The organism is Acinetobacter sp. DMC2 (genome assembly GCF_056314305.1).
Map to the genome: position 1 here is coordinate 88,784 of NZ_JBQUYP010000003.1, position 24,555 is coordinate 113,338.

26 protein-coding genes are annotated in these 24,555 nt (G+C 38.0%); 17 read left to right on the forward strand and 9 right to left on the reverse strand.

What is annotated here, in order from left to right; translation table 11 throughout:
• Position 1: 1 nt before the first annotated feature.
• The 7 genes from ACT53H_RS07205 to ACT53H_RS07235 form a co-directional block, all read right to left on the reverse strand.
• A complete protein-coding gene (locus ACT53H_RS07205; RefSeq protein ID WP_004792773.1) occupies positions 2 to 682 on the reverse strand; it encodes a YoaK family protein in 681 nt (226 codons plus the stop codon).
• Positions 683 to 686: 4 nt separating this feature from the next.
• Positions 687 to 1,889 carry a serine/threonine transporter SstT gene (sstT, locus tag ACT53H_RS07210; RefSeq protein WP_151962678.1) on the reverse strand — a complete coding sequence of 401 codons (1,203 nt, stop codon included), beginning with the start codon at positions 1,887 to 1,889 and terminating at the stop codon, positions 687 to 689.
• A 408-nt stretch (positions 1,890 to 2,297) separates the two neighbouring features.
• Positions 2,298 to 2,609, reverse strand: a complete 312-nt coding sequence (locus tag ACT53H_RS07215) for an ArsR/SmtB family transcription factor (RefSeq protein ID WP_002121379.1) — start codon at positions 2,607 to 2,609, stop codon at positions 2,298 to 2,300.
• A gap of 466 nt (positions 2,610 to 3,075) precedes the next feature.
• Positions 3,076 to 3,639 (reverse strand): TetR/AcrR family transcriptional regulator, encoded by a 564-nt coding sequence (locus tag ACT53H_RS07220; protein WP_004792769.1) that lies wholly within the window; start codon positions 3,637 to 3,639, stop codon positions 3,076 to 3,078.
• 370 nt (positions 3,640 to 4,009) lie between these two features.
• Positions 4,010 to 5,173, reverse strand: coding sequence for a ribosomal protein uL16 3-hydroxylase (locus ACT53H_RS07225; protein WP_476008937.1), 1,164 nt, complete (start codon positions 5,171 to 5,173; stop codon positions 4,010 to 4,012).
• A 31-nt stretch (positions 5,174 to 5,204) separates the two neighbouring features.
• Positions 5,205 to 5,798, reverse strand: a complete 594-nt coding sequence (locus tag ACT53H_RS07230; RefSeq protein WP_174728443.1) for a Maf family protein — start codon at positions 5,796 to 5,798, stop codon at positions 5,205 to 5,207.
• The gene (locus ACT53H_RS07235; RefSeq protein WP_003651438.1) at positions 5,798 to 6,181 is read right to left on the reverse strand and encodes a DUF2237 family protein; all 384 of its coding nucleotides are present in this window, start codon (positions 6,179 to 6,181) and stop codon (positions 5,798 to 5,800) included. Before ACT53H_RS07235 ends, ACT53H_RS07230 begins: the two co-directional genes overlap by 1 nt.
• Positions 6,182 to 6,319: 138 nt before the next feature.
• Here ACT53H_RS07235 and ACT53H_RS07240 point away from each other — a divergent pair, with 138 nt between their 5' ends.
• The 3 genes from ACT53H_RS07240 (at position 6,320) to fba (ending at position 9,036) form a co-directional block, all read left to right on the forward strand.
• On the forward strand, positions 6,320 to 7,507 hold the full coding sequence (locus tag ACT53H_RS07240; protein WP_004792764.1) for a phosphoglycerate kinase: 1,188 nt from the start codon (positions 6,320 to 6,322) through the stop codon (positions 7,505 to 7,507).
• Between the two features lie 124 nt (positions 7,508 to 7,631).
• A complete protein-coding gene (locus ACT53H_RS07245; protein ID WP_013198094.1) occupies positions 7,632 to 7,877 on the forward strand; it encodes a hypothetical protein in 246 nt (81 codons plus the stop codon).
• 121 nt (positions 7,878 to 7,998) lie between these two features.
• On the forward strand, positions 7,999 to 9,036 hold the full coding sequence (gene fba, locus ACT53H_RS07250) for a class II fructose-bisphosphate aldolase (protein ID WP_005304678.1): 1,038 nt from the start codon (positions 7,999 to 8,001) through the stop codon (positions 9,034 to 9,036).
• Positions 9,037 to 9,152: 116 nt separating this feature from the next.
• Here fba and ACT53H_RS07255 read toward each other — a convergent pair whose 3' ends face one another.
• Complete coding sequence (locus ACT53H_RS07255) at positions 9,153 to 10,463, reverse strand: peptidylprolyl isomerase (RefSeq protein ID WP_174739164.1); 1,311 nt, start codon at positions 10,461 to 10,463, stop codon at positions 9,153 to 9,155.
• Positions 10,463 to 12,901 carry an LPS-assembly protein LptD gene (locus tag ACT53H_RS07260; RefSeq protein WP_004792757.1) on the reverse strand — a complete coding sequence of 813 codons (2,439 nt, stop codon included), beginning with the start codon at positions 12,899 to 12,901 and terminating at the stop codon, positions 10,463 to 10,465. Before ACT53H_RS07260 ends, ACT53H_RS07255 begins: the two co-directional genes overlap by 1 nt.
• Before the next feature lie 120 nt (positions 12,902 to 13,021).
• Here ACT53H_RS07260 and ACT53H_RS07265 point away from each other — a divergent pair, with 120 nt between their 5' ends.
• The 14 genes from ACT53H_RS07265 (at position 13,022) to ACT53H_RS07330 (ending at position 24,551) form a co-directional block, all read left to right on the forward strand.
• Positions 13,022 to 14,035 carry an aminoglycoside phosphotransferase family protein gene (locus ACT53H_RS07265; protein ID WP_476008938.1) on the forward strand — a complete coding sequence of 338 codons (1,014 nt, stop codon included), beginning with the start codon at positions 13,022 to 13,024 and terminating at the stop codon, positions 14,033 to 14,035.
• The gene (gene murU / locus ACT53H_RS07270; protein ID WP_174739159.1) at positions 14,035 to 14,724 is read left to right on the forward strand and encodes an N-acetylmuramate alpha-1-phosphate uridylyltransferase MurU; all 690 of its coding nucleotides are present in this window, start codon (positions 14,035 to 14,037) and stop codon (positions 14,722 to 14,724) included. Before ACT53H_RS07265 ends, murU begins: the two co-directional genes overlap by 1 nt.
• 87 nt (positions 14,725 to 14,811) lie before the next feature.
• The gene (rsmG, locus tag ACT53H_RS07275) at positions 14,812 to 15,444 is read left to right on the forward strand and encodes a 16S rRNA (guanine(527)-N(7))-methyltransferase RsmG (RefSeq protein ID WP_003651451.1); all 633 of its coding nucleotides are present in this window, start codon (positions 14,812 to 14,814) and stop codon (positions 15,442 to 15,444) included.
• A gap of 21 nt (positions 15,445 to 15,465) precedes the next feature.
• Complete coding sequence (locus ACT53H_RS07280; RefSeq protein WP_003651453.1) at positions 15,466 to 16,248, forward strand: ParA family protein; 783 nt, start codon at positions 15,466 to 15,468, stop codon at positions 16,246 to 16,248.
• Entirely contained in the window at positions 16,245 to 17,132 is an 888-nt protein-coding gene (locus ACT53H_RS07285; protein ID WP_005304694.1) for a ParB/RepB/Spo0J family partition protein, read from the forward strand. The genes ACT53H_RS07280 and ACT53H_RS07285 overlap by 4 nt, the downstream gene beginning before the upstream one ends.
• Positions 17,133 to 17,182: 50 nt before the next feature.
• Positions 17,183 to 17,818, forward strand: a complete 636-nt coding sequence (locus ACT53H_RS07290) for a MotA/TolQ/ExbB proton channel family protein (RefSeq protein ID WP_174739156.1) — start codon at positions 17,183 to 17,185, stop codon at positions 17,816 to 17,818.
• 14 nt (positions 17,819 to 17,832) lie between these two features.
• Positions 17,833 to 18,261 carry an ExbD/TolR family protein gene (locus tag ACT53H_RS07295; protein ID WP_004642621.1) on the forward strand — a complete coding sequence of 143 codons (429 nt, stop codon included), beginning with the start codon at positions 17,833 to 17,835 and terminating at the stop codon, positions 18,259 to 18,261.
• Complete coding sequence (gene msbA, locus ACT53H_RS07300) at positions 18,258 to 19,985, forward strand: lipid A export permease/ATP-binding protein MsbA (protein ID WP_174728425.1); 1,728 nt, start codon at positions 18,258 to 18,260, stop codon at positions 19,983 to 19,985. The genes ACT53H_RS07295 and msbA overlap by 4 nt, the downstream gene beginning before the upstream one ends.
• 2 nt (positions 19,986 to 19,987) lie before the next feature.
• A complete protein-coding gene (gene lpxK / locus ACT53H_RS07305; protein ID WP_476008939.1) occupies positions 19,988 to 20,998 on the forward strand; it encodes a tetraacyldisaccharide 4'-kinase in 1,011 nt (336 codons plus the stop codon).
• Between the two features lie 9 nt (positions 20,999 to 21,007).
• The gene (kdsB, locus tag ACT53H_RS07310; protein WP_474769877.1) at positions 21,008 to 21,769 is read left to right on the forward strand and encodes a 3-deoxy-manno-octulosonate cytidylyltransferase; all 762 of its coding nucleotides are present in this window, start codon (positions 21,008 to 21,010) and stop codon (positions 21,767 to 21,769) included.
• Positions 21,770 to 21,782: 13 nt separating this feature from the next.
• Positions 21,783 to 22,763 (forward strand): DNA polymerase III subunit delta', encoded by a 981-nt coding sequence (locus ACT53H_RS07315; RefSeq protein ID WP_476008940.1) that lies wholly within the window; start codon positions 21,783 to 21,785, stop codon positions 22,761 to 22,763.
• A gap of 10 nt (positions 22,764 to 22,773) precedes the next feature.
• Complete coding sequence (locus ACT53H_RS07320) at positions 22,774 to 23,115, forward strand: PilZ domain-containing protein (RefSeq protein WP_003651467.1); 342 nt, start codon at positions 22,774 to 22,776, stop codon at positions 23,113 to 23,115.
• A gap of 17 nt (positions 23,116 to 23,132) precedes the next feature.
• Positions 23,133 to 23,906: a TatD family hydrolase gene (locus ACT53H_RS07325; protein WP_476008941.1), complete on the forward strand. Its 774-nt coding sequence runs from the start codon at positions 23,133 to 23,135 to the stop codon at positions 23,904 to 23,906.
• Between the two features lie 36 nt (positions 23,907 to 23,942).
• The gene (locus ACT53H_RS07330) at positions 23,943 to 24,551 is read left to right on the forward strand and encodes a TetR/AcrR family transcriptional regulator (protein WP_034591080.1); all 609 of its coding nucleotides are present in this window, start codon (positions 23,943 to 23,945) and stop codon (positions 24,549 to 24,551) included.
• Positions 24,552 to 24,555: the final 4 nt, after the last annotated feature.

Genomic DNA, 24,555 nt, shown 5'->3' on the forward strand with positions numbered 1-24,555 from the left:
CTTAATCCTTATGTGAAGTTGAAGGGCTATAGAGATAAACTACCCAGTAAGAAATACTTAAGACTAAGCTTAAAGTTGCTGGCAATAAAAATGCTTGTAACTTTAAATACGGATGTACTAGTGCTGCGAGTATCCCACCAAGCAGAAAACCTGTAAAAATAAGTAAGTGTAAAACAATACGTCGGTTTTCTACTGGTAAGCCTCGAGCTTTGTATCCAAGGGCTAAACCAATATCTGTTAAAACACCAGATAGATGGGTAGTTCGAATAATGGTTCCTTTATAATGGCTTACCATCGCATTTTGTAGGCCCATCGCTGTACAAGCCCATAATAATCCATAGCGTGGAAAATAAGGTAGTAATAGCCAACAAAGAAAAATGAATAAGGCAACAAGACTCAAAGGTAAGCCATAGCGACGACCTAATCGAAAGTGACTGCTGCCTAAAATAAAACCACTGTAAAATGAACCACAAACATAACAAATAATTACTAGAAGCAAGAAAATGATATGTTTCGGTTGCCACTCTACCAAACTCATAGCTAGCATACTAACGTTGCCAGTCATATGTGAAATAGATTGATGCAAAAGGGTAATTAACCCTAATACATTAATCATTCCGGCATTGAATGCCAGTAAAAAGGCTCCGAGTTGGAACCAGTTTGGTAGACGTTGAAATGGCATGTGTTTAAGAGGCTTGTTTAGAGCGAATATCTACAGCTGCGGTAAATAAAACATCCGTAGAAGAGTTAAGCGCTGTTTCTGTAGAGTCTTGCAATACACTAATAATCATACCCACTGCAACAACTTGCATAGCAATTTCAGTTGAAATACCAAATAAACTACATGCTACTGGAATCAAAAGTAAAGACCCTCCCGCAACACCAGATGCACCACATGCTGAAACTGTAGCAACAACTGATAAAATAACCATTGTAGCCAAATCAACATGAATACCAAGTGTATGTACAGTTGCAAGTGTGAGTACAGTAATTGTCACTGCCGCACCAGCCATATTGATTGTCGCACCTAATGGAATAGACACACTTGCTGTAGATGGATTAACACCTAATCGCTCAGCCAAATCTAAGTTAACCGGAATATTGGCTGCAGAACTTCGTGTAAAGAATGCTGTAATACCACTTTCTTTTAAACATTTAAAAACTAATGGATATGGATTGCCGCGGATTGTTAAGCCTACCAAAATAGGGTTAACCACGAGGGCAACAAATAACATTGTTCCTAGTAATACCGCTAATAAGTGTGCATAGCTTTCAAGCGTCGCGAGACCAGCATCTGCAAAAGTCACTGCAACTAATCCAAAAATACCGACTGGTGCAAAAGCAATTACTTTGTGAATAATAGCACTGACAGCATGTGCAACATCTTGCATCACTTGTTTTGTGGTGTCTGAGCTATGGCGCATGGCTAAACCTAAACCAATTGCCCAAGCTAAAATACCAATAAAGTTTGCTTCACTAATTGCTTGAACAGGGTTCGCAATAAAGCTTAAAAGCAGATTTTTTAAAATATCAGCTAAACTTCCTGGTGCTTGTAAATTATTATGAGAAACCGTGTTGAGATAAAGAGTGCTTGGAAAAGATAAACTTGCAATAACAGCACTAAAAGCGGCTAGCAACATCCCTATTACGTATAGAAGTAAGACTGGGCGTAAATTTGCACTATGGCCTACTTGGAAGTTGGCAATAGAGGAAAGCACCAATACAAAAACTAAAATAGGGGCAACCGATTTTAAGGCTTTAATGAAAAGCTCACCAAATAAACTTAAATAAGGCGTAACGTTCGGAAATAGTAATGCAACGCCTATCCCTAGAATAATGGCGATAATAATCTTAGTGACTAAGCTTAATCGAGAAAAGAATGCAAGCATATAAAGGCCTTATTAACCTAATCATGGCTAAAGGTTGAACAAGCGGAGTATTTTATACTTAAGTGCTGTGAATCTTAAGCTTTTTTATAGCAAGTATAAGTTTTTATAATTATTGGTAATATTAAGTCATTGTTTTTATTTTGATTAATTTTAAATATGGGAATCTATAATTGGTGATTTTGTTTGTTAAATGCTCATTGAAAAATTAATTAGATCAAAAAGCTGTGCAAGTATCCGATAAACTACAGAGAAATGAATTTTAAAAGAGTAAAGAGGTAAGTAAAACTTTGGAAAAGCTACGCGAATTTTCAAAACTTTGTGCTTGGACTAGACTCTAAGCTTTCAAGCTGAAAAATCGCATATTTCAGGAAATTACTACTATTATTATAAATTTATAATTTAAAGATTTTATTTACTTGCACAATACAGTTGGTGAAGCGTATTTAAAATTGAATGCATATTATCATCCTTAATAGAATAAAAAATTTGCTTACCATCGCGACGAGTTGATACAACATCACTTTTACGTAACATCATAAGCTGTTGTGAAAGAGTGGGCTGTGTAATTTGAGTCTTCTCTTCAATTTGTGAGACATTTAGCTCTTCATAAGCTAAGTGACATAAAATTAATAAACGATCTGTATTAGCCAAAGATTTGAGAATTCCAACGACTGAATCAGCCGCATTTTTCATTTCTTCAATTTGGAGTCCATCTTTCATACTTTATACCTATATCAATATAGCGGGCATAGTATAGATTGATCTTGCAGAAATGAATGTAGCAAAACTAATCAATCCAATTGTTTTTGTTGAAAAGCAATATAAGGGGAACTGATAAATAAGTAGTATTTTTAATTAAAAACAGTTGTTTGTAGTTCTTTTGTGTCTAAAGTGTTGCATTGTGTTATAAGTTTAATTGTTAAGTATAAGTGAATTGAAGTTAATATGAAATAACTGCTATTTCACTCGGATAAATAGTTAAATCTAATTTATCTTTAAAGGAATCATAAAAAGTGATTGAGTTTTTATTTTTTAAATATATAATCTGTTTTGTACAGACAGGTCTGTATATTTTGGTTCGGTAGGGTCGAAAAAAACGTCTAATTTAGAACCAAAATGACTTTCAGACGCAGCGTGATAGATAAGAAGAACATTAATATAAGAAGAAGAACATCACGCTTTATTTTTAAGCTGCTCTTTCAAAGTCGATTAACTTTTCAACCCGATTCCAATAATCATAGATTTTTATTGAACCATGTTCGACCTGAGCTTGAATGGTCATACCTTCCAATATATTAACGAGTAATAAAGATAAAGGACCTGGTTCTTTTACATCATATTGATTAAGAAGATTTTGCATAAGTTGAGTCAACCAAGCTTTATACAACGTAGCGGGTTGGTGTGTTGATGGATACTGTTTTAAAACTTCTTCCAAAGCTTTTTGAAACATACAGCCATTAAAATCTTCACTATTAAACCAGTCGGAATACCATAAAAATACTGCTTTAATTCTCGCGAGAGGATCTAACTCATCATGTTGTGATAAAGCAGAAGTAAGCGAATTTTGTAAAAGCGTATTCCGTAGAAGTAGGCATTCTTCAATTAACTTTTCTTTTGATGGAAAATGCTTATAGAAAGTCATTTTTGCAACACCAGATTCATTAATGATGCGATCTACACCTATAGAATTATAGCTATACGAGTTAAAAAGTCTTAATGCGGTGTTAATAATGTCATCTTTTTTCGACATATTTTTTTAGCCTCTCACAAATGAATTGCTATTTGCTTGAAATGTGATCTGTATTAATGAGAATCTGGACCTTTAATTTTACAAGGTATTGTTTGTTATTGATAGAAAAAAGATATTATTTTTTTAAACGGTATCGTTTAGATTTTAAGGAAAAAGTAAGTAAGAGGTATGCTATTTCTTTAATAATAAGATTTTCTATTTTTAATTTTGATTTCAAGATTTCTTACGCTTAATAACTTTGATTACGCGCTATTTAAGGATTTGCAGATAAATTTAATGAGCAATAATCGAGTTTATTTTGAATATAGGTTGTTAATTTAAAAAGTAGACTTTTCCACGCTCATGAAAAAGTCTACTTTTATTAAGACGTTTACTCTGCAGGAGGTAAAAGCATCAGGATAGATTCATTTAACAAGTGAGCAACGTTTTCTAGCGTTTCATCATCACTAAATTGGCTATCGAAAGCTAGACTTTCTCCATTAGCAATTGCTTTTAATTTTTGCTCAAAGGACTCAACTATAAATAGCGCTTCACCATTTCCCCAAAAGTTTAGGCTTCCGCTTTTTTCTGTATAGAGTAGTCGAGAGGCTGGCTCTAAAAGAACCTCGTAACCTTCGTGCAAAATTTCCTTCAAGTCATCGGCTTCGATTTCATCAGCCTCTGGAATATTATCCGGATATTTAGGTTCACTCATATAAGACATGATAGCGGCATCAAGTGCTGCTGAATCTTGTAATTGAGCTAATACTAAGTCTTTTAAGTAACCAAGTTCAGAGGTATTAATTTCACCAACTTGACTCATCTGTTTACGTGCGATGTCGACAACAGGATTTTGCAATAAAGTGTTAGCTGAAAATTGATCACTAATACGTTCCATCATCCCTGCAACGTTTGGCATGCGAAAGCCAAATGAGAACGTTAGGCAATCATCTTCAGCAACGCCATAATGTGCCATTCCAGGCGGAATATATAGTAAATCACCAGGTGCCAAAATTTCATCAAATTGTACATCTATTTCTGGCAAGAGTTTTAATGGTTGATTTGGTACAAAGGAAGTATTTGCATCACACATTTGTCCTAACTGCCAGCGACGATGTCCATGACCTTGAACTAGAAACACATCATAAAAATCAAAATGCTTTCCTACTGAGCCACCTTTAGGAGCGTAGGAGACCATAATGTCATCGCGGCGCCATTGAGGAATAAATGGAAATTTTTTCCAAAGTTCAGACAGATCAAATGAATAATGATCTACAGCTTGTACTAAAAGAGTCCATAGTTTTGGGAGCTTTTGAAAATCACCCTTGGTTAAAGGTGAAGACTTGACGTGCCATTCATTTGGATTTTTATCTTTTTGGCGAATGAGTCGGGCACTCGCATGTTCTTCCAAAGCAAGTTCTTGCACATCTTGGGGTTCTAAAAGACCTACAATTTCTGGCAACCCGTTACGTACTAGTAAAGGTTTTTTCTGCCAATATTCTGCTAAAAATTGTTCGGCAGTAATACCGCCTAAAACTGCTAAAGGTTCTGTCATGGAAATAACCTATTTATAAAAACATCTAAAATTAAGGAATTTGTAGACCAAGCTGCCTTAGAATATGGCAAAGTTGAATCATGGGTAAACCCATAAGTGTCGTCTGATCTAGGCCAGTCATTTTTTTGAACAAACTAATTCCTAAACTTTCACACTTAAAGCTACCAGCGCAATGGAGTGGTTGATCTAATGCAATATATCGTTCAATTTCAGCTTGAGTTAGGGTTCGGAATTTAACTTGATAATGTTCAACAAGCGTTTGCTCAAAATTCCCATCAAGCCATTGCACACTGAGTGCCGTACTAAAGAAGACAGTTCGACCTGAGTTTTCTGCTAACTGTATTTTGGCATTCTCAGTGGTCATTGGTTTACCAATAAAGTCGTTAGGAGCGTGTTCTCGCCATGCGACTTGATCGGAACCAATAATAATTGCATGTGGGTTTTGTGCAGCAACCACTTGAGCTTTTGTGAAAGCTAGCCTTTTCGCAAGTTCATCGGCATGGGTTTCATTGCGAGGGCTCTCATCAATGTCAGGACTCACACAGATATAGTTAATCCCTAAGCGATCCATTAAGGCTTTACGTGTTTGACTGCTTGACGCCAAAATAATTTGTGGCTGAACCATTACACTGCAAATTCCATTAAAACATCTAAAGGTACATAGCTTAATACAGCTTGGTGACATGCATGTATTTTGATAGGAGGTGCCTGACCTGCTTGATATGCTTCTACCCAGCGGGTTACACAGATACACCAGAAATCACCGGGTTTTAGGCCAGGGAAATCTACTTCTGGTAACGGGGTAATAAGATCATTACCTATTTTTTGTGAAAAATTTAAAAAATCAGAGGTCATTTGCGCACATACGGTATGTTGACCAAGGTCTGTTACTGCTGTGTGGCAGAAACCATTTCTAAAATAGCCAGTAATAGGGTCGAAACAACAGCTTGCTAAAGGTTCCCCTAAAACATTTAAACGATTGATTTGTGGATCTGGATGAATAGACATAATGGATGAAATATCAAATGACTATCTCTATCATAATCAAAACTCAGGCTTTCTACAGCTTTTATGCAAAAAAACTAACCTTTTTTGATGTAATCATTTAAAATTGGCGCGTTTTTAAAATCATAAAGAGAGCTTTACATGAATTTTCAGCGTATGACTGACCTTAACTTAACAGGTAAACGCGTCCTTATTCGTGAAGATTTAAACGTTCCTGTCAAAAATGGTGTGATTACTAGTGATGCTCGCTTACGTGCAGCATTACCAACGATCAAAGCTGCTTTAGAAAAAGGCGCAGCAGTGATGGTATTTTCACATCTAGGTCGTCCTGTTGAAGGTGAACCAAAGCCGGAACAATCACTTGCACCAGTCGCTGCTTATTTAACAGAAGTATTGGGTCAAGAAGTTAAATTGTTAACTGATTACCTAGATGGCGTAGAAGTTGAAGCTGGTCAAGTTGTATTGCTTGAGAATGTACGCTTTAACCATGGCGAAAAGAAAAATAATCCAGAGCTTGCACAAAAATATGCTGCATTATGCGATGTATTTGTAATGGATGCATTTGGTACTGCTCACCGTGCAGAAGCCTCTACTGAAGGGGTAGCTCGTTTTGCTCCTGTAGCAGCAGCTGGCCCTTTATTGGCAGCTGAGTTAGATGCACTAGGCCGTGCAATGCAAACTCCTGAAAAACCTATGGTTGCAATTGTTGCAGGCTCTAAAGTTTCAACTAAACTTGATGTTCTAAACTCACTTTCTAGTATTTGTGATCAACTCATCGTTGGTGGTGGTATTGCCAATACATTCTTGGCTGCTGCTGGTTTCAATGTCGGTAAGTCACTATACGAAGCTGACTTGGTTGAAACTGCAAAACAAATTGCAGCGAAAGTAAGTGTTCCACTTCCTACAGATGTGGTAGTTGCGGATGCTTCGCAAATTAATTTTGAAGATTTCTTGGGTTCTTTAGCAGCAGCGCAAGCAGTTGTGAAGAAAGTAGAAGATGTAACTTCAAACGACATGATTTTAGATGTTGGCCCGGAAACAGCTAAAGCATTTGCAAATATTTTAACAACATCAAAAACGATTCTTTGGAATGGTCCAGTAGGCGTATTTGAAGTTGATCAGTTTGGTGAAGGTACGAAAGCGCTTTCGCTTGCTGTTGCTGAATCTGCTGGTTTCTCTATTGCTGGTGGCGGAGATACTTTAGCTGCGATTGATAAATATAACGTTGCTGATCAAATTGGTTATATTTCTACAGGTGGTGGTGCATTCCTTGAGTTTGTTGAAGGAAAGACTTTGCCAGCAGTTGCAGTTTTACTTGAGCGTGCTTAATACTGTTATCTAAAAACAATAAGGGATTGGGTTGCCAGTCCCTTTTTTCATGGATAGGTCATTAAACTGTCATATATCTGCAATAAAATAGCGAGCATTAAATCACCAACTGTGGACAATAGTGATGAATTTAAAGCTTACATTTGCTGCTGTGTTAATTGTACCGATGATGTTGACTGCTTGTGCTAAGAAAGATGAAGCATCTCAGGCTGGACAAGAATCGGCAGCTTCTACTGCTGTTTCTGAAAAAGTAACGCCTGAGCAACAAGCAGCAATTGATGCGATTGATAAACCAGTTTTAGATGAAAAGAATACTGATGTGGTTGAAGGTAGTGCATCAAGCGAGGCTGCTGCTTCAGAAACACATTAATTTGTTGTTTTTTGTTAAAAAATCCCTGCATATGCGGGGATTTTTTTTGAAATACTGTGATTTGTTGCTGAATTGAAATAAATGAAAGGGTAGAATAACCCGCACTACCTGGGAGGATATTATGGCACTCATTTCAATGCGCCAGCTCTTGGATCACGCTGCTGAACATAACTACGGCGTACCAGCATTTAACGTAAATAACTTAGAACAAATGCGCGCAATCATGCTTGCCGCGGATGCAACCAATTCACCTGTAATTGTTCAAGCATCAGCTGGAGCTCGCAAATATGCAGGCGCTCCATTCTTACGCCATCTTATTTTGGCTGCAATTGAAGAATGGCCACATATTCCAGTGGTAATGCACCAAGATCATGGTACAAGCCCTGATATCTGTCAGCGTTCAATTCAGCTTGGCTTTAGCTCTGTGATGATGGACGGTTCATTAGGTGTAGACGGTAAAACACCTACATCTTACGAATACAACGTTGATGTAACTCGTAATGTTGTTGCTTTAGCGCATGCATGTGGTGTTTCTGTCGAAGGTGAGATTGGCTGTTTAGGTAGCCTTGAAACTGGTATGGCTGGTGAAGAAGATGGTGTTGGCGCAGAAGGTGTGCTAGACCACTCACAACTTTTAACTTCTGTTGAAGAAGCGACTCAGTTCGTTGCTGATACGAATGTTGATGCACTAGCAATTGCAGTTGGTACTTCACACGGTGCGTATAAATTTACGCGTCCACCTACAGGAGATATTTTGGCAATTGACCGCATTAAAGAAATTCATGCGGCATTACCAAATACTCACCTTGTAATGCATGGTTCGAGTTCTGTTCCGCAAGAATGGTTAAAGGTAATCAATGAGTTTGGCGGTAATATTGGCGAAACTTATGGTGTACCTGTTGAGCAGCTTGTAGAAGCAATCAAACACGGTGTACGTAAAATCAACATCGATACTGATTTACGTTTAGCTTCAACTGGTGCGATTCGTCAATTTTTGGCAGAGAATCCATCTGAGTTTGATCCACGTAAATACTTTGCTAAAACAGTTGATACAATGAAGCAAATTTGTATCGATCGTTATGAAGCATTTGGTACAGCTGGAAATGCTGACAAGATTCGTCCAATTTCTTTAGAGAAAATGGTTGATCGTTATAAATAATTCCCGTTAGGGTTTAATTTAAAAAAACCGGTTTTTTATAACCGGTTTTTTATTAAGTGAATTTTATTCATAAAAAAAACCTGCGATGAACGCAGGTTTTAATGAAGACAAAAGACTTACTTTTGTAAGTTCTTTTTGTCTAGACTTGGATCTTTAATTTCTACATAAGCATTCGCACGCACTTCACGCAACCAGCTGTCGATTTCAGTATTAAATTGACGTTCACCTAAAATTTGACGTGCCATACGCTCTTGATATTCATGAGTCATATCTTTTTCACGTTTTTCAGTTACTTGTAAAATATGCCAACCGAATTGAGTTTGGAATGGTTCGCTGATTTCACCGACAGGAATTTCCTGCATTTTCTTGTCAAATTCAGGCACCATCATGCCTGGAGTAACCCAACCTAAGCTGCCGCCATCTCGCGCAGAGCCTGTATCATTTGAGTAGGTCGCTGCAAGAGTTGCAAAATCATCGCCAGCTTTTAAGCGTTTATAGATGTTGTCAATAATTTGCTTGGCATTTTCAAGGCTAACCACTTCAGACGGTTGAATAAGAATATGGCGAGTTTGATATTGAGGTACTAAAGCTTTTTGCTCATTTTGTTTGCGTTCAATAAGTTTTAAAACATGTACACCATCACGTACTGAAATTAAGTCGGTTGTTTGACCTTCTTGTAATGGGGTAATACGGGCTGCAAGTTCGGCGGGAATGTCTGAAAGTGGGCGGAATCCCATGTCAGCACCTTCAACTTTTGTATTTGCAGTTGAAAGTTTTTTCAAGGCGTTTATATCATTACTTTGTGCAAGCTTCGAACGTACTTCTTGAGCTACAGATTGAACTTCCTGCGGATTATCACCAGTAATACGCATATGAATTACGTGTGCTTGGTTGCCTAAAGCAGCCTGTCCCTGAGGTGATTTCAAGAAGTTTTCTACGTCTTGGTCACTAATTTTAATACGGGACATGACTTGTTGTTGGCGCAAACGGCTAATCGCTAAATCTTCAGCGATTCGGCCACGTAAACTTTCATAAGTTCCTGGTGCCATAGCATCCAACTTTTGCTGGAAAGCTTCTAAACTTTTACTTCCAGATTGACTTGCTACTTTTAAGACTGCTTCATTTAAGCTTTTTTCATCAGGTTTGATGCCATATTTTTTAACTTGTTCAAGTTGTGCCTCACGCAAGATGAGTTGATCTAACACCTGGAATTGTAAATATTGCTGAGGGGGAACCTCTTTTTTTTGTGCTTGTAGTTCGTGAGCGGCTTCAGCCATCCCTTGTTGAAGATCACTTTTTAAAATTACGCTATTGTCCACAATTGCCACAACTTCATCAGCGGGTTGGGCAAAACTATGCATTGATGAAGAGATTAGGGCAGCAAGGGTAGTTGCTTTAAAAAACTGTTTAAGATGCTTTGTCTTCATTAACGTTGTGTCCAAGATTGATTAATTTTGTTAAAACCTAAAACGCGATTTTCAAGTAAAGACGCGAGTTTATTGTTTAAACCACCTAAACCTTTTAGCGTAATTTCGGCCATAATGGCACGTTTTTCACTAACATCTGGAGATTTTGGATCATCTAGATCGTTATAGTATGAGCGACCATAGACAGAAATGCCCCAGCAACATGACTCATAGTTAACCCCTAGTAATATCTCGCGGGCAACATCATTGTCCATGTCATATTGTACGTGGCCCATAATACGCCAATTATCTTTAACTGGTTGTATAAACGATGCAACAACCTGATCGTAAGTATCTTGACGTCCTGCAATATCTTTACGGTAGAAATAGCCTAAGTTATATAGGTTTCCTTTATCTCCAGTATAATAAACTTGGAAATCACGCTGAGCATTGTCACCATTAGACATCCATGCTGAGTTAGCAGCAATGGTGAAGTTTTGGTTTAACTGGCTTGTTAAACTTACAACTGGACCAGTGTTACTTTCAGTATCAATCTCATCTTGTTGCTTTAATGTCACACGACGATCTTCAAAATAATAACTTTGACCAACACTTGCACGTAAACGCTCTAAGCCGACTGTGTCAAAAAGGCTATAGCTTACGCCAAGTGATAGAAAGTTGTTGTCTTCAAGACGGTCATGTCCGTAGAAGCGGTAAGGGTTAAATAATTGATCGTAACTTACTGATGCTGAAGTTGAGTCAAAATTTGGATAGTTGTCTTGGTTTTTGTATGGAGCATATGCATAAAACGCACGAGGGGTAAGTGTTTGTAGGTACTTGCCCTCACGTTCAAAATTCAGTCCAGTATCCAATGTGAATTGAGGTACAACCACTGATTTATTTTCAGAACCGCCATCTAGACCTTGAGATGCGATACTGTCCTTATCGTAGAATGTTTGAATAGAACGTACTGAAACTTCAGGGATTACAAATGCTGCTGGTGTACGGTAGTTGTAGCGTGTTGCAAACTGGTTGTAGATACGTGTACCGCTACTTTCCTGAGCAGAATCATCATTAATTGATTTCTTGAAGTATGCAGTATCGTTATTAAATTCGTATTGTAAACCTAATGGATTACCCGTGACATAATTCAATAAGAATTGTGGCAAGCGTGCATAAGGCTTATCAACATCGGCAATGTCAGGGTCAAGTGTCTGGAAATCTTCGACCTTAAGCTGAGCTTTTAAACCCGGAATACCGTGTTGATAGTTAAGCTCCCATGCTCTACGTAAGTTTAAGTCTGTTTTAGAGTTAGGGCTGCTATCTAAATCTGAGAAATAGTCTTTATCTGAAGCGTAGTTGTACTCTAGATTGGTCGACCATTGATCGTTGATATTCCAGTTATGTAAGAAATGGAAATCTTTACGATCTTTATCATCATATTCTTTGTCAGATGGCAACATGCCACCCCACATCTCACCCGCACCAAAGCCATCGGTTAAATATCTAAAGTCACCTTTTAACATTGCACCGCGGTCTGCTAAATAGCGTGGAGTAAGTGTCAGATCATAGTTAGGTGCAAGGTTTAAATAAACCGGAACAGAGAGCTCAACACCACCATCGTTTGAGAAGCCAAACTGTGGATTAAGAATACCTGTAGTTCGGCGATCATCAATTGGGAAGTTAAAGTAGGGAATTGCTAGAACTGGAACATCTTTAACATATAGTTTTGTTCCGTGGGTTGTACCACGTCCAGTTTCCTGATTTAACTCAATTTTATTTGCTTGAATTTTCCAACCAGGTTTTTGACCCGGTGGACAAGTCGAGTAGGTCGCATCGTTAAGAACCATCACATTTGGTGATGTTCTTTCGATTTTCCCTGCATGACCATGAGCATGTTGCTGTTCAGAAATATAAAAACTATTTTCTAAATTACCAGTCTGGTTTTTTAGGTTGTAATTAATTTCGTCACTCTGTGAAAGCAACCCACCTTGAGCGAGTTGTACTCGGCCTTGTGCGTGTGCAAAGGTTTGTGTCTTATCAATCGTAACCTTGTCAGCACGAACTGTGCGCCCTTCCTGATCAATAACGACATCGCCTTCTAAAACCGAGTCGCCGGCAGGATTGTAATGTCCATAATTAGCCGTAACGACAGAAGTCGTCTTATCAGCATCTAAGGCTTTGGTCTGTGGGTTAATCGGTGTAACCCAAGTACCCTGGCAAAATGCCGAGCTTAAATATTTATTGTCACGAAGCTGGGCCTCAGGTGCAGATTTATCAACATAGTACTGTTGAAAGAATTCTTGACCCGGGTAGGCTTCTTTGATGCTCGCTTTAAGTTGATTATTGTCTATATTGGAGACAACATCAGCTGACTCAGCATAACTTGATTGTATGGAGCCACATAAGAGCGTAAAAATAGCTGTCGCTAAAGGATTAAATTTAAACTGATGCTTCATTGTCTCATTAACCAAGTATGCTAATTCACAATTAATTATTGTCGCATCATAGAGAAAAAGTTTATAAGTGGCTACACTTAACCCTTCAAAAATCTCAGCTTGTTTTAGATTTTATTGCAAATGAATACACAACGTGAACAATTGATATATACATGGCTTACATCTGTTCTTAAAAATGATCAATTTAAGATCGCTTTTTTAGCAGGTGATGCAAGCTTCCGACGTTATGCGCGTATCCAGTTACAAAATAAAACGTATATGCTCATGGATGCCCCTCCAGAAAAAGAAGACTGTGTTCCGTTTGTGACCATTGACGAATTTTTTGCAGGCCATGGTGTACGCGTACCTCAGATCGTCGCGAAAGATTTGGCTCAAGGTTTTCTGTTATTGGAAGATTTTGGTGATGTGCTGTTGTCTACATTATTAAATGATGAAACAGTTGATAAATACTATGAACAAAGTTTTAAACAACTTATTCAATTGCAATCTATTGATGGGACTAACCAGTTTCCAGCTTATTCCTACGAAAAATTAATGTTGGAAATGCAGTTACTCACAGACTGGATGTTGCCATCGCTTGCTATTCAGCCGACTGCTGAGCAGAAAAAAACGATTGATGACGCATTTGAGTTCTTGGCTCGTGCCGCAGTAGCCCAACCGCAAGTTATTGTACACCGAGATTTTCACAGTCGTAATCTGATGAAAATTGAAAATGAACTAGAGCTTGGAGTAATCGACTTCCAAGATGCTGTTATTGGTGCTGATACATATGACTTAATTTCGATTACACGTGATGCATATGTTCAATGGAATGCTGAGCATGTTTATCAATGGTTTAGAACCTTTTATGACTTATTGCCTGAATCTGCTAAACAGAATCGCAGTTTTGAGCAGTTCAAGCGTGATGCAGATTTAATGGCTATTCAGCGCCATATTAAAATTCTTGGCATTTTTGTTCGTCTGTTTGAGCGTGATGGTAAGTCTGGATACTTAAAAGACTTACCGAGAGTCATGTGGTATTTACTTGAAGAAAGTCGTGGTTACGCTGAACTTGAAGAATTTATGGTATTTATCAATAACGTAGTAATGCCTAAATTTATCGAGAAATATGGTAGTTATGAGGTAGCAGCATAATGAAAGCAATGATTCTTGCTGCTGGCTTAGGTAATCGTATGCGTCCACTTACGCTATATACACCAAAGCCTCTGCTTGAGGTTGGTGGTAAGCCGCTAATTGTGTGGCATATTGAAAAACTTAAGAAAATTGGTGTAACTGAAATCGTCATCAATTCTGCATGGTTGGCCGATAAACTCATCGGTAGCTTAGGTGATGGTTCGCAATTTGGTGTGGATATCCGTTGGACACGAGAGGATGAGGGGCTAGAAACAGCGGGTGGAATTATTAATGCTTTGCCACTGCTTGGAACAGATCCGTTTATTCTGGTGAATGGAGATGTATGGACCACAATGGATTTTGAAGCTCTACCCCATATTAAGTTAAATGATGATTTAGCTCATCTTGTATTGGTTGATAACCCTAAGCAGCATCCTGAAGGCGACTTTACATTATTGGATGGGCGCACTTTTACATTTGATCAAGATGTGACGGGTGAGAACCTCACTTTTAGTGGTGTGTCTGTTATCCATCCTAAGCTTTTTGATGGATTGGAACCTGGTAAACGTCCTTTAGCTCCACTGTTGAAGCAAGCAATGCACAATCAAAAAATATCTGGTGAAAAGCTTAAAGGTGCATGGGTAGATGTGGGAACGCCTGAGCGTTTATTGGAGCTAGATTTGCAAATTCGTGAAGGCTTCTACGATTAAGTGTGTAATCCCTAATCGTTAACTAGTGTTCCACGATGCATAAATGGGTATACTTTGTTTTAAATTTTACTTAGATGTTATCTGTTTATGCATCCGTTTTTTCAAGAGTTACAACAGGGTAGTCAAAAATTAGGTTTATCGCTTAGCGATGAAGCTTTGGCATTATTGTTAAAGTATCAAGATGCTTTGGTACTTTGGAATAAAGCATATAATCTGACAGCAATTCGTGATCCGAAAGAAATGTTAGTGAAGCATTTGTTGGATAGTCTAAGTATTTTAAATGACTTACCTGAAGGTAGATTGCTTGATGTGGGTACAGGTGGTGGAATGCCTGGCATGATTATTGCTCTTTGTCAGCCACAACGCCAATGTGTTCTTTTAGATTCTAATGGTAAAAAAATTCGTTTTTTGAAGCAATTTATTGCTGATCTTAAATTGAGTAACGTTGTGGCAGTGCAAACACGTGTTGAGAATCAAGATACAATTGATGAGCTTGGCCAGTTTGACGTCATAACAAGTCGAGCTTTTGCTTCTTTAACGGACTTTGTAGATGCAGCTCAGCCATACCTTCATCAGAGCAGTATAATCGCAGCGATGAAAGGTGTAGTGCCAGTTGAGGAAATTGAGCAGCTCAAGCAGGACTTTTCATGTAAAGTGATTGAACTGCGCGTACCAAGACTTGATGAACAACGTCATTTACTTTTACTTCAACGTATCTAAATAAAAAGTATTAAGGTTACCATGGCTCAAATTATTGCGATTGCAAACCAAAAGGGTGGTGTTGGTAAAACAACGACTGCAGTAAATCTTGCAGCGTCTCTAGCTGTATTAAAAAAACGTGTATTACTTGTAGATATGGACTCACAAGGTAATGCTACGATGGGGTCTGGTATTCAAAAGAACGATCTTTTGTATTCAATTACAGATGTTCTTCTTGGCGAAGTTCCAATTGAAACAGCCATTCAAAAAGCAGAAGTTGGATATAAAGTTCTAGGCTCTAATCGTGAGCTTTCAGGTGTAGAGCTCGCTATCGCAGAGCAGGAAGGTCGTGAATTCATTCTAAAGAATGCTTTGAATGAAATCAGAAACTCATTTGACTATATCATTGTGGATTGTGCTCCAAGTTTGAGTTTGATTACTGTCAATGCTTTGGCGGCTGTAGATAGTGTAATTATTCCAATGCAATGTGAATATTATGCGCTAGAGGGTTTGGCTGATTTAACTCAGACTATTGATCGTATTCAAAAAGCACTCAATCCTGATTTAGAAATTATTGGTGTATTACGTACGATGTACGATGCACGAAATGCTTTAACACGTGATGTGTCTGCAGAACTAGAGCAATATTTCGGCAAAAAACTTTATGATACTGTTGTTCCACGAAATGTTCGCTTAGCAGAAGCACCAGCACACGGGTTGCCTGTAATCTATTTCGAAAAAAGTTCTAAAGGTGCAGTTGCATACTTAAATCTTGCAGCTGAGATGTTAAAGAGAAGTAAAGTGAAGAAAGGAAGTAAAGTATGAGCATCAAAAAACGCGGATTGGCTAAAGGACGTGGTTTAGATGCATTACTTGGTTCAATTCAAAAAGAAAAACTACAACTGGAAGCACAGGCGTTAGACCACGGACAGTTAAAGCAAATTGATGTGAATTTACTGAAACGTGGTGAATATCAACCACGTCGTTTTATTCATGAGCATGATTTACAAGAGTTAGCATCTTCTATTGAAAAACATGGCGTGATGCAGCCTATTGTAATCCGTCCAGTTGATGATGAAACACATCCATATGAAATCATTGCGGGTGAGCGTCGTTGGCGTGCAGCTCAACTTGCGGGCTTAACTGAAATTCCTGCAATTGTTCGTGACTTAAATGATCAGGTTGCAATTGCATTAGCGTTAATCGAAAACATTCAGCGTCAAGATTTAAATCCAATTGATCAAGCAATAGCTCTACAACGCTTTCATGATGAATTTGGTTTAAGTCATCAAGAAATTGCTGACACAGTTGGTAAAGCACGTACTACTGTCAGTAATCTACTGCGCTTATTGAGTTTAGCTGATGATATTAAAGATTTCATGCAGCAAGGGCAGCTCGATATGGGGCATGCTCGAGCAATTTTGACCTTGAAAGGTAAAGATCAATTAGAAGTTGCTAAAATTGTAATCGAGAAAGGATTGTCCGTTCGTCAAACAGAGCAATTGGTGCGTGATAGAAGTGAGCCTAAGCAGGAAAAGGAAAAAGCACCTGTAGCACCAGATATTGAGCAATTGACACAGAAATTATCAGAGCGTTTTGGCGCTAATGTAAAAATTGATCATAACCAAAAAGGTAAAGGTAAACTTGTTATTCATTACCATACCTTGGATGAGTTAGATGGCATTTTAAATATTTGCTTGCCAGAATAATTTGCAGTTGGGTCATGTATTTCTAATTTTATATTCTTGGGGAAGAACATATGTGGGAACTTGTGAGAGCGGGTGGCTGGTTGATGCTGCCTTTAATTTTATGCTCAATTTTAACTGTTGCGATCAGTATTGAACGTTTTGTTCGGTTAAGACGTTCACAAGTTCTACCCGAAGCATTAAGCGGTAAGAGCTCTTTAAGAGCTGAAGATATAGTGGAAAGTTTAGAACAAAATGTAGAAGTGCAAAATAGTGCATTGGGACACATTTTAAAAGCAGGCTTTGAGCATCGCGAACAGGGCGAGCAATTTGCTCGTGCGCAAATGGAAGTTGCAGCTTCTCAAGAAATTTCCTATTTAGAAAAAAATATTAATTTCTTGGGTACTTTAAGTGCTGTAGCGCCGTTACTCGGATTGCTTGGCACTGTGGTGGGAATTATTGAATCATTTCTTGTGATTGATTTTGGATCGGCTGGTAGTCCAAGTTTAATGATCCCTGGTATCTCTAAAGCATTAATTACTACAGCTGTGGGAATGTTAATTGCAATTCCTGCTCTAATTGCTTATCGCTATTTCCAAAGAGTAGTGCAAGATTATATTGCTGAATTAGAACAGCAATCGACCTTGTTTCATGCTTCATTGTTCTATAAGCGCTCTTCGCCTTTAGCTGAACACCGCCGTGTTGGTTAAGAGGTGGATGCCAAGTGAAGTTTAAACGTTCTCAAGTTGAAGACATTCATATCAATTTAACGCCTATGATTGACTGTTTGTTATTCATTTTGGTTTTTTTATTGTTGTCGACCACTTTTAATCAGCCAAGTCGCATCAATTTAACATTACCAGATGCACAAGGTGTTCCACCAAAACAGTACGATCATAAAATTGAAGTCGTGGTAGACTCTGCTGGTCATTATGCTGTGAATGGTCAAGCGCTTTCATCTAAAGAGGTTGCTGATCTGAGTACTGCAATTAAGCAAGTTGCTCAAGAGCACCGTGACTTTATGTTCATCATTGCTGCGGATGCCAAAGCGTCTCATCAGGATGTAATTCGCGTTATGGATGTGGCAGGACAACTCGGTTTTGTTAACATCAATATTAGTACCAAAGTTCCTTCTAGAGGTTTTTCTGAGTGAATCAAGATTTTAAGGTTTATACGCGTCTCTTAGCCTATTTAAAACCTTATTGGGGCGTGGCCTTATTAGTACTTATCGGGTTCGGTATTAACTCAGCAACAGAAGTTTCCGTTGCTAAATTGATTAAATTTATTATTGATGCAATCCAAAACAGTAGTAGAGCAGATTTGGATTGGTTCCCGTTATTAATTATTTTATTAGTATTCTTCCGCGGCTTAGGCCTATTTATGGGCGGTTACTATACTGCGGTGATTTCCCGTAGTTTAGTTTTTAGTATTCGTCAGGAAGTTTATGCGAAACTTTTAAAACTCCCAGCACAATATTACTTAGATAATTCATCTGGTCATATTACCGCCAAAATTATGTATAACGTTGAACAGCTAACAGCTGCTTCTTCGGAATCATTAAGAACCATTGTTAGGGATGGGATGATTACTATTGGACTATTAGGCTATCTGTTCTATACCAATTGGCGTCTTACCTTATGCGTTTTTGTGTTTTTACCAGTAATTGGTGTATTGGTACGTAAAGCTTCGAAACGTATGCGAAAGCTTTCGTTACAAGTTCAAGATACAATGGGTGATGTGAACCATGTTGTTCAGGAAAGTATTAATGGTAATGCTGTAGTAAAAACTTTTGCTGGTGAAGAATCTGAACAAAAACGTTTTTATAAGTCATCGGAAGAGAACTTAAAACGTGGTTTAAAAATGGTGATTGTGCAAAACCTGAATAGTCCAGTTGTTCAGGTCGTAATGGCTTGTGCTATGGCCCTTATTGTATGGTTAGCTTTACGACCTCAGATTTTAGGTAATACAAGTGCTGGTGAATTTGTAGCTTACCTTACTGCAGCTGGCCTGTTAGCAAAACCTGTTAAAAGCTTGACTGATGTTAATGAAAAGTTACAACGTGGTTTAGCAGCAGCTCATTCTGTTTTCGAATTACTAGATTTACCTGAAGAGCAAAATAACGGTCAATTGAAACCTAAATTAAATGGGGCAATCCGTTTTGATCATGTGACATTAAATTATGCTGATGATGTGGCAGCTATTAAAGATTTTTCTTTAGATATTCTCCCAGGTCAAACAGTGGCATTGGTTGGTCGTTCAGGAGCTGGTAAAAGTTCATTAGTTAATATGTTGGTACGTTTCCAAGAAGTATCGAGTGGACAAATTTATTTAGATGATTTGCCAATTAATGATATTGAACTTTCTTGCCTGCGTACGCAAATTGCAATGGTAAATCAACAGGTTATATTATTTAACCGTACTGTTCGTGAAAATATCGCATATGGTCAGTTGGAAGGTGCATCAGATGAAAAAATCTATGCAGCGGCAAAAGCAGCCTATGCACATGACTTCATCATGAATTTGCCAAACGGTTATGACACTGTTTTAGGCGCACAAGGTTTAAACCTATCTGGTGGTCAGCGTCAACGAATTGCAATTGCTCGAGCAATCTTAAAGAATGCTCCAATTCTAATTTTAGATGAAGCTACAAGTGCTCTCGATAATGAATCTGAACATTTTATTCAGCAAGCATTTGATGAAGCGATGCAAGATCGTACAACAATCGTTATTGCACACCGTTTATCAACAATTGAAAATGCTGATCGTATTGTAGTGATGGATCAAGGACAAATCGTTGAGCAAGGGACTCATAAAGAGCTTCTCGAGAAACATGGTGCTTATTATCAATTACATCAGCGTAATTTTGAGGATAACTAAGCATGTCATTGGCCCAGCTGATCCAGAATGCATGGAATAAGCAATCGAGTTGGTTGATTGCTTTACGTCCATTATCTTGTTTGTATCGTGCTGGGTTTCTATTAAATCGTAATTTTTATACTGCGGGTTTAAAGAAAGTTTATAAGGCACCTGTACCTGTCATGGTGATTGGTAATATTACCGTGGGCGGAAGTGGAAAAACTCCGTTATTAATACAACTGGTGAATTATCTACAACAGCATAATGTCAAAGTTGGGGTCATTAGCCGTGGGTATGGTGGTACAGGTCCTTTTCCAATGTTGGTTACTTCGGGTGCTCAAGCAACTCAGGTTGGAGATGAGCCTGCATTAATTGTTCAATCAACAAGTGTACCAATGGCAGTAGGTCCTAATAGGCAGGCTGCAATAGAACTTTTATTAGCATCAACACAACTAGATTTAATTATTAGTGATGATGGTTTGCAGCATTGGGCATTGGGACGACAAATCGAGTGGATTGTACTCGACCAAAATCGAGGTTTAGGAAATCAAAAACTATTACCTGAAGGATATTTGAGAGAGCCAATTGAGCGTTTAGAAACTGGAACAGTAATTGAACATACATATAAACCAACTACAAAATTAAATATGCATCTTGAGACTGGACAGCCATATTTACTCAATCCTTCGCAAAGGGCCGAACACGGCTTTAATCCTCAAAGTAATTATCATGCTGTAGTGGGTATTGGCTTTCCACAGCGTTTTTATCAAACACTTAAAGGTTTAGGCCTGAAACAATTTCAAGAACATGCGTTTCGTGATCATCATGATTACTCAATCGATGATTTAATTTTTAATGATGAACTGCCACTTATTACAACTGAAAAAGATGCGGTTAAATTATTGCCATTGCTTGAAAAATATCCAGAATTTAAACAGCCTATTTGGGTTGTTCCTGTTAAAGCTATTCTGTCTGTAGAGTGTTATCAGGTTTTAAAGCAGCAACTGCAACAACTTGATATCCAATTATCTTAGGAAGAAAAAATGAAACACATCGTCATTCCAGCACGCTTCTCAAGTTCGCGTTTGCCAGGTAAACCCTTGTTGCTTATTCATGGCCGTCCTATGATTTTACGTGTAGTGGATCAAGCCAAAAAAGTCGAAGGTTTTGATGATCTATGTGTGGCAACAGATGATGAGCGTATTGCTGAGATTTGCCGTTCAGATGGTATAGATGTTGTTCTCACGAGTCCTGATCACCCATCAGGAACAGACCGATTAAGCGAAGTTGCGCGCATTAAGGGTTGGGATTCTAATGACATTATTGTAAATGTTCAGGGAGATGAACCTTTATTACCAGCCCAACTTGTTAAGCAAGTTGCAAAACTTTTGGTTGATAAACCAAATTGTTCAATGTCGACGTTGTGCGAGCCTATTCATAGCTTAGATGAATTTCAGCGCGATAGCATTGTAAAAGTCGTCATGTCTAAACAAAATGAAGCTTTATATTTTAGCCGAGCAACTATTCCTTATGATCGGGATGGAGCTAAACATGAAGAACCGACTTTACATACACAAGCATTTCGTCATTTAGGTTTATATGCGTATCGAGTGAGCTTATTGCAAGAATATGTGACCTGGGATATGGGTAAGCTTGAAAAATTAGAAAGTCTTGAACAATTACGTGTTTTAGAAAATGGACATCGTATTGCGATTGCTGTTGCTCAAGCAAATTTACCACCTGGTGTGGACACTCAAGCTGATCTTGATCGCTTAAATAATATGCCTGTCGAATCTTTTGAATAAGCGTTAATTTTTAATGAATCCGAATGTAACTTCAATGGTTTATCCTTGGCAGAAAACAACGTGGGATACCTTAACAACAAGGTTTCCCAATATTGGACATGGCCTATTATTCTATGGCAAGGAAGGCTGTGGGAAACATGCTTTTGCTAAGCATTTTTTGGCGTGGGTACTTTGTCTAAATAAGCAACCTCAGGGTGCTTGTGGTGAGTGTAGCAGTTGCCAATGGTTAAAATCGGATACTCATCCAAATTATGTCCATATCACAACAGATGAAGAAAATAAAAAGCAAAATGCAAAAATAAAAATCGAAAAGATTCGAGATTTACTGCCTTTTGTGCAACAAACAGGAGAGGGTTGGCGCGTTATTCTTATTGAACCTGCTGAAGCTCTAAACTTGGCATCTTCAAATGCGCTATTAAAAACCTTAGAAGAACCAGGTGAGCGTGTTGTTTTAATTTTATTAGCCGATCACTACCTTAAATTACCAGCCACTATTCGTAGCCGATTGCAGCACTTTGCTTTAGATCGCATTTCATATGAGCAGGCTACTTCATATTTGAATGAGCATTTATCTGAAATTGCAGAAGTACAACCTAATTTATTGCTTGGTCTATCTAATGATATGCCTTTACAAGCCATAGAAATTGCAAAAAGTGATTGGTTTACTAAACGACAGAGTTTCTTAAATGACTGGCTAAAAATTGTAGCTCAAAAAAATATGCCTTTATTTTTCTCAGGAAAATGGCAAAAAGAATTAAGTTTTAGCGATTTTATTGGACTTTTTGAGTACTTGTTGGGAGATTTAATTTGTGTCAAGCTAAATCAACCGCAGAAAAATACAGATTTAAATTTTGATCAATTAATTCCATATTACGATTTAGAAAGCTTATTCAATATTTATAGTGAACTACAACAAGCAAAAAAGCTTGTTGAGCAAAATGTACAAAGTCAACTTATTATAGATCAATTGTTTATAACGTTAATGAATATTTAAGGGGAAGATTATGCAGCCGCAAATGGGGGGGATTATTCAGGTAAATATTCCTGATAGAGCTACTTTACAAGCAAGCTATATGGGATATGTGCAAGGTGGAGGCCTATTTGTACCATCAAAACAAAAAGTAAAAATGGGACAAGAAATTTTCATTTTAGCTACTTTGCCTGAGCAGTCTCAAAAGATTCCTCTTACTGGTAAGGTGATCTGGATATCGCACAAGCAGAGTGGATTTAAACCTCAAGGTTTTGCTATTCAATTAAGTGGGGATAAGGGAATTTACTATAAAGCTGAGGCAGAAAGAGTTTTGGCTGGTAGTATGTCTCTAGATCGTCCAAGTTATACCATGTAATCAAATAGGATAGAAAAGTGTTTGTTGATACGCATTGCCATTTAACGATGTTAGATTTAACGCCTTATAACGGCGATCTGGACCTTGCGCTTGCAGCAGCGCGGGCAGAAGGTGTGTCTAAATTTATGGCAATATCCGTTGATCTTGATGACCACATTGCACTGGCAAAGATTGCAAAGAGACATGAAGACGTTGGTTATACAGTAGGTGTTCATCCTTGCGAAGATGCCGATACAATGGCTCGTGCCACGACCGAATATTTGATTGAATTGGCTCAGTCGAAAAAAGTATGGGCTCTGGGTGAAACTGGACTGGACTACTATCACAGTACAGATTTTGTTGAAGAGCAAAAGGCATGTTTTGCAAGACATATCCAAGCATCGAAAACTGTAAAAAAACCAGTTGTCGTTCATACTCGTTCAGCAAAGCATGATACGGTAGATATTATTCGTGCTGAAAACTCTACCCATGGAATTTTGCATTGTTTTACCGAAGATTGGGAAACAGCAAAGGCTGTTTTGGATTGTGGTTATTACATTTCTTTTTCCGGTATTGTGTCATTTAAAAATGCACAAGACTTACGTGATGTAGCTAAACAAGTGCCACTAGATCGGCTTTTAATTGAAACAGATAGCCCTTATTTGGCACCTGTTCCATACCGTGGAAAAACAAATGAACCAAAATATGTACCTTATGTAGCCAAAGCGCTCAGCGATGTATATGATAAATCGGTTGAGGAAATTGCAATGATCACCTCACAAAATTTTGAGAACTTGCTAAAAGCGATTTAATTTATAGAAACTATATAAGAGAGTAATTGCGTGAAGATGGATCGTCAGGCTCAGTTCCGAGCAAGAGAAGTATTAATATTTCAGGTTGCGGAGCAATTATTGCTAGAAAATGGCGAAGCTGGAATGACACTTGATGTCTTGGCTGCTGAGCTTGATTTAGCAAAAGGAACTTTGTACAAACACTTTCAAAGTAAAGATGAATTGTACATGCTGTTGATTATTCGTAATGAACGTATGTTACTCGAAATGGTTCAAGATACTGAAAAGGCCTTTCCAGAACATTTGGCCTTTTTTATGCTGCATCATTTACACCATCCTGAACGGACAGTCTTATTTCATCAAATTGAGGAAAAACTTTCGATTACAGCTCAAGGTGTGCATCACCTTTTTAATGAGCTTTATCAAGTGCGTAAACAACGATTACGAATTATCATTCGCATGACAGATCACTATTTAGAATCGATTCAAAGCAATATGACAACTCGAGATTATCTGGCTTCTATTTGGTCGTTAACTCATGGTGCAGCAGCTATTCTCAACTCAAGTTTTTACCAACGCTATTTAGGTTCACGGGACACTTTAAGAGTGGCTTATATTGATCAGGCATTAGCCTTACCTAAACAAACTGTTGAACAATATGCTTAATAGG

Coding starts and splice junctions, on each gene's coding strand:
- fba (WP_005304678.1), top strand. CDS start 7,999: ATGGCACTCATTTCAATGCGCCAGCTCTTGGATCACGCTGCTGAACAT.
- ACT53H_RS07225 (WP_476008937.1), bottom strand. CDS start 5,173: ATGACAGAACCTTTAGCAGTTTTAGGCGGTATTACTGCCGAACAATTT.
- ACT53H_RS07320 (WP_003651467.1), top strand. CDS start 22,774: ATGCAGCCGCAAATGGGGGGGATTATTCAGGTAAATATTCCTGATAGA.
- murU (WP_174739159.1), top strand. CDS start 14,035: ATGAAAGCAATGATTCTTGCTGCTGGCTTAGGTAATCGTATGCGTCCA.
- ACT53H_RS07245 (WP_013198094.1), top strand. CDS start 7,632: ATGAATTTAAAGCTTACATTTGCTGCTGTGTTAATTGTACCGATGATG.
- ACT53H_RS07240 (WP_004792764.1), top strand. CDS start 6,320: ATGAATTTTCAGCGTATGACTGACCTTAACTTAACAGGTAAACGCGTC.
- ACT53H_RS07285 (WP_005304694.1), top strand. CDS start 16,245: ATGAGCATCAAAAAACGCGGATTGGCTAAAGGACGTGGTTTAGATGCA.
- lpxK (WP_476008939.1), top strand. CDS start 19,988: ATGTCATTGGCCCAGCTGATCCAGAATGCATGGAATAAGCAATCGAGT.
- ACT53H_RS07280 (WP_003651453.1), top strand. CDS start 15,466: ATGGCTCAAATTATTGCGATTGCAAACCAAAAGGGTGGTGTTGGTAAA.
- ACT53H_RS07265 (WP_476008938.1), top strand. CDS start 13,022: ATGAATACACAACGTGAACAATTGATATATACATGGCTTACATCTGTT.
- ACT53H_RS07235 (WP_003651438.1), bottom strand. CDS start 6,181: ATGTCTATTCATCCAGATCCACAAATCAATCGTTTAAATGTTTTAGGG.
- ACT53H_RS07330 (WP_034591080.1), top strand. CDS start 23,943: ATGGATCGTCAGGCTCAGTTCCGAGCAAGAGAAGTATTAATATTTCAG.
- kdsB (WP_474769877.1), top strand. CDS start 21,008: ATGAAACACATCGTCATTCCAGCACGCTTCTCAAGTTCGCGTTTGCCA.
- ACT53H_RS07255 (WP_174739164.1), bottom strand. CDS start 10,463: ATGAAGACAAAGCATCTTAAACAGTTTTTTAAAGCAACTACCCTTGCT.
- ACT53H_RS07220 (WP_004792769.1), bottom strand. CDS start 3,639: ATGTCGAAAAAAGATGACATTATTAACACCGCATTAAGACTTTTTAAC.
- ACT53H_RS07290 (WP_174739156.1), top strand. CDS start 17,183: ATGTGGGAACTTGTGAGAGCGGGTGGCTGGTTGATGCTGCCTTTAATT.
- ACT53H_RS07230 (WP_174728443.1), bottom strand. CDS start 5,798: ATGGTTCAGCCACAAATTATTTTGGCGTCAAGCAGTCAAACACGTAAA.
- ACT53H_RS07260 (WP_004792757.1), bottom strand. CDS start 12,901: ATGAAGCATCAGTTTAAATTTAATCCTTTAGCGACAGCTATTTTTACG.
- ACT53H_RS07215 (WP_002121379.1), bottom strand. CDS start 2,609: ATGAAAGATGGACTCCAAATTGAAGAAATGAAAAATGCGGCTGATTCA.
- rsmG (WP_003651451.1), top strand. CDS start 14,812: ATGCATCCGTTTTTTCAAGAGTTACAACAGGGTAGTCAAAAATTAGGT.
- ACT53H_RS07315 (WP_476008940.1), top strand. CDS start 21,783: ATGAATCCGAATGTAACTTCAATGGTTTATCCTTGGCAGAAAACAACG.
- sstT (WP_151962678.1), bottom strand. CDS start 1,889: ATGCTTGCATTCTTTTCTCGATTAAGCTTAGTCACTAAGATTATTATC.
- ACT53H_RS07205 (WP_004792773.1), bottom strand. CDS start 682: ATGCCATTTCAACGTCTACCAAACTGGTTCCAACTCGGAGCCTTTTTA.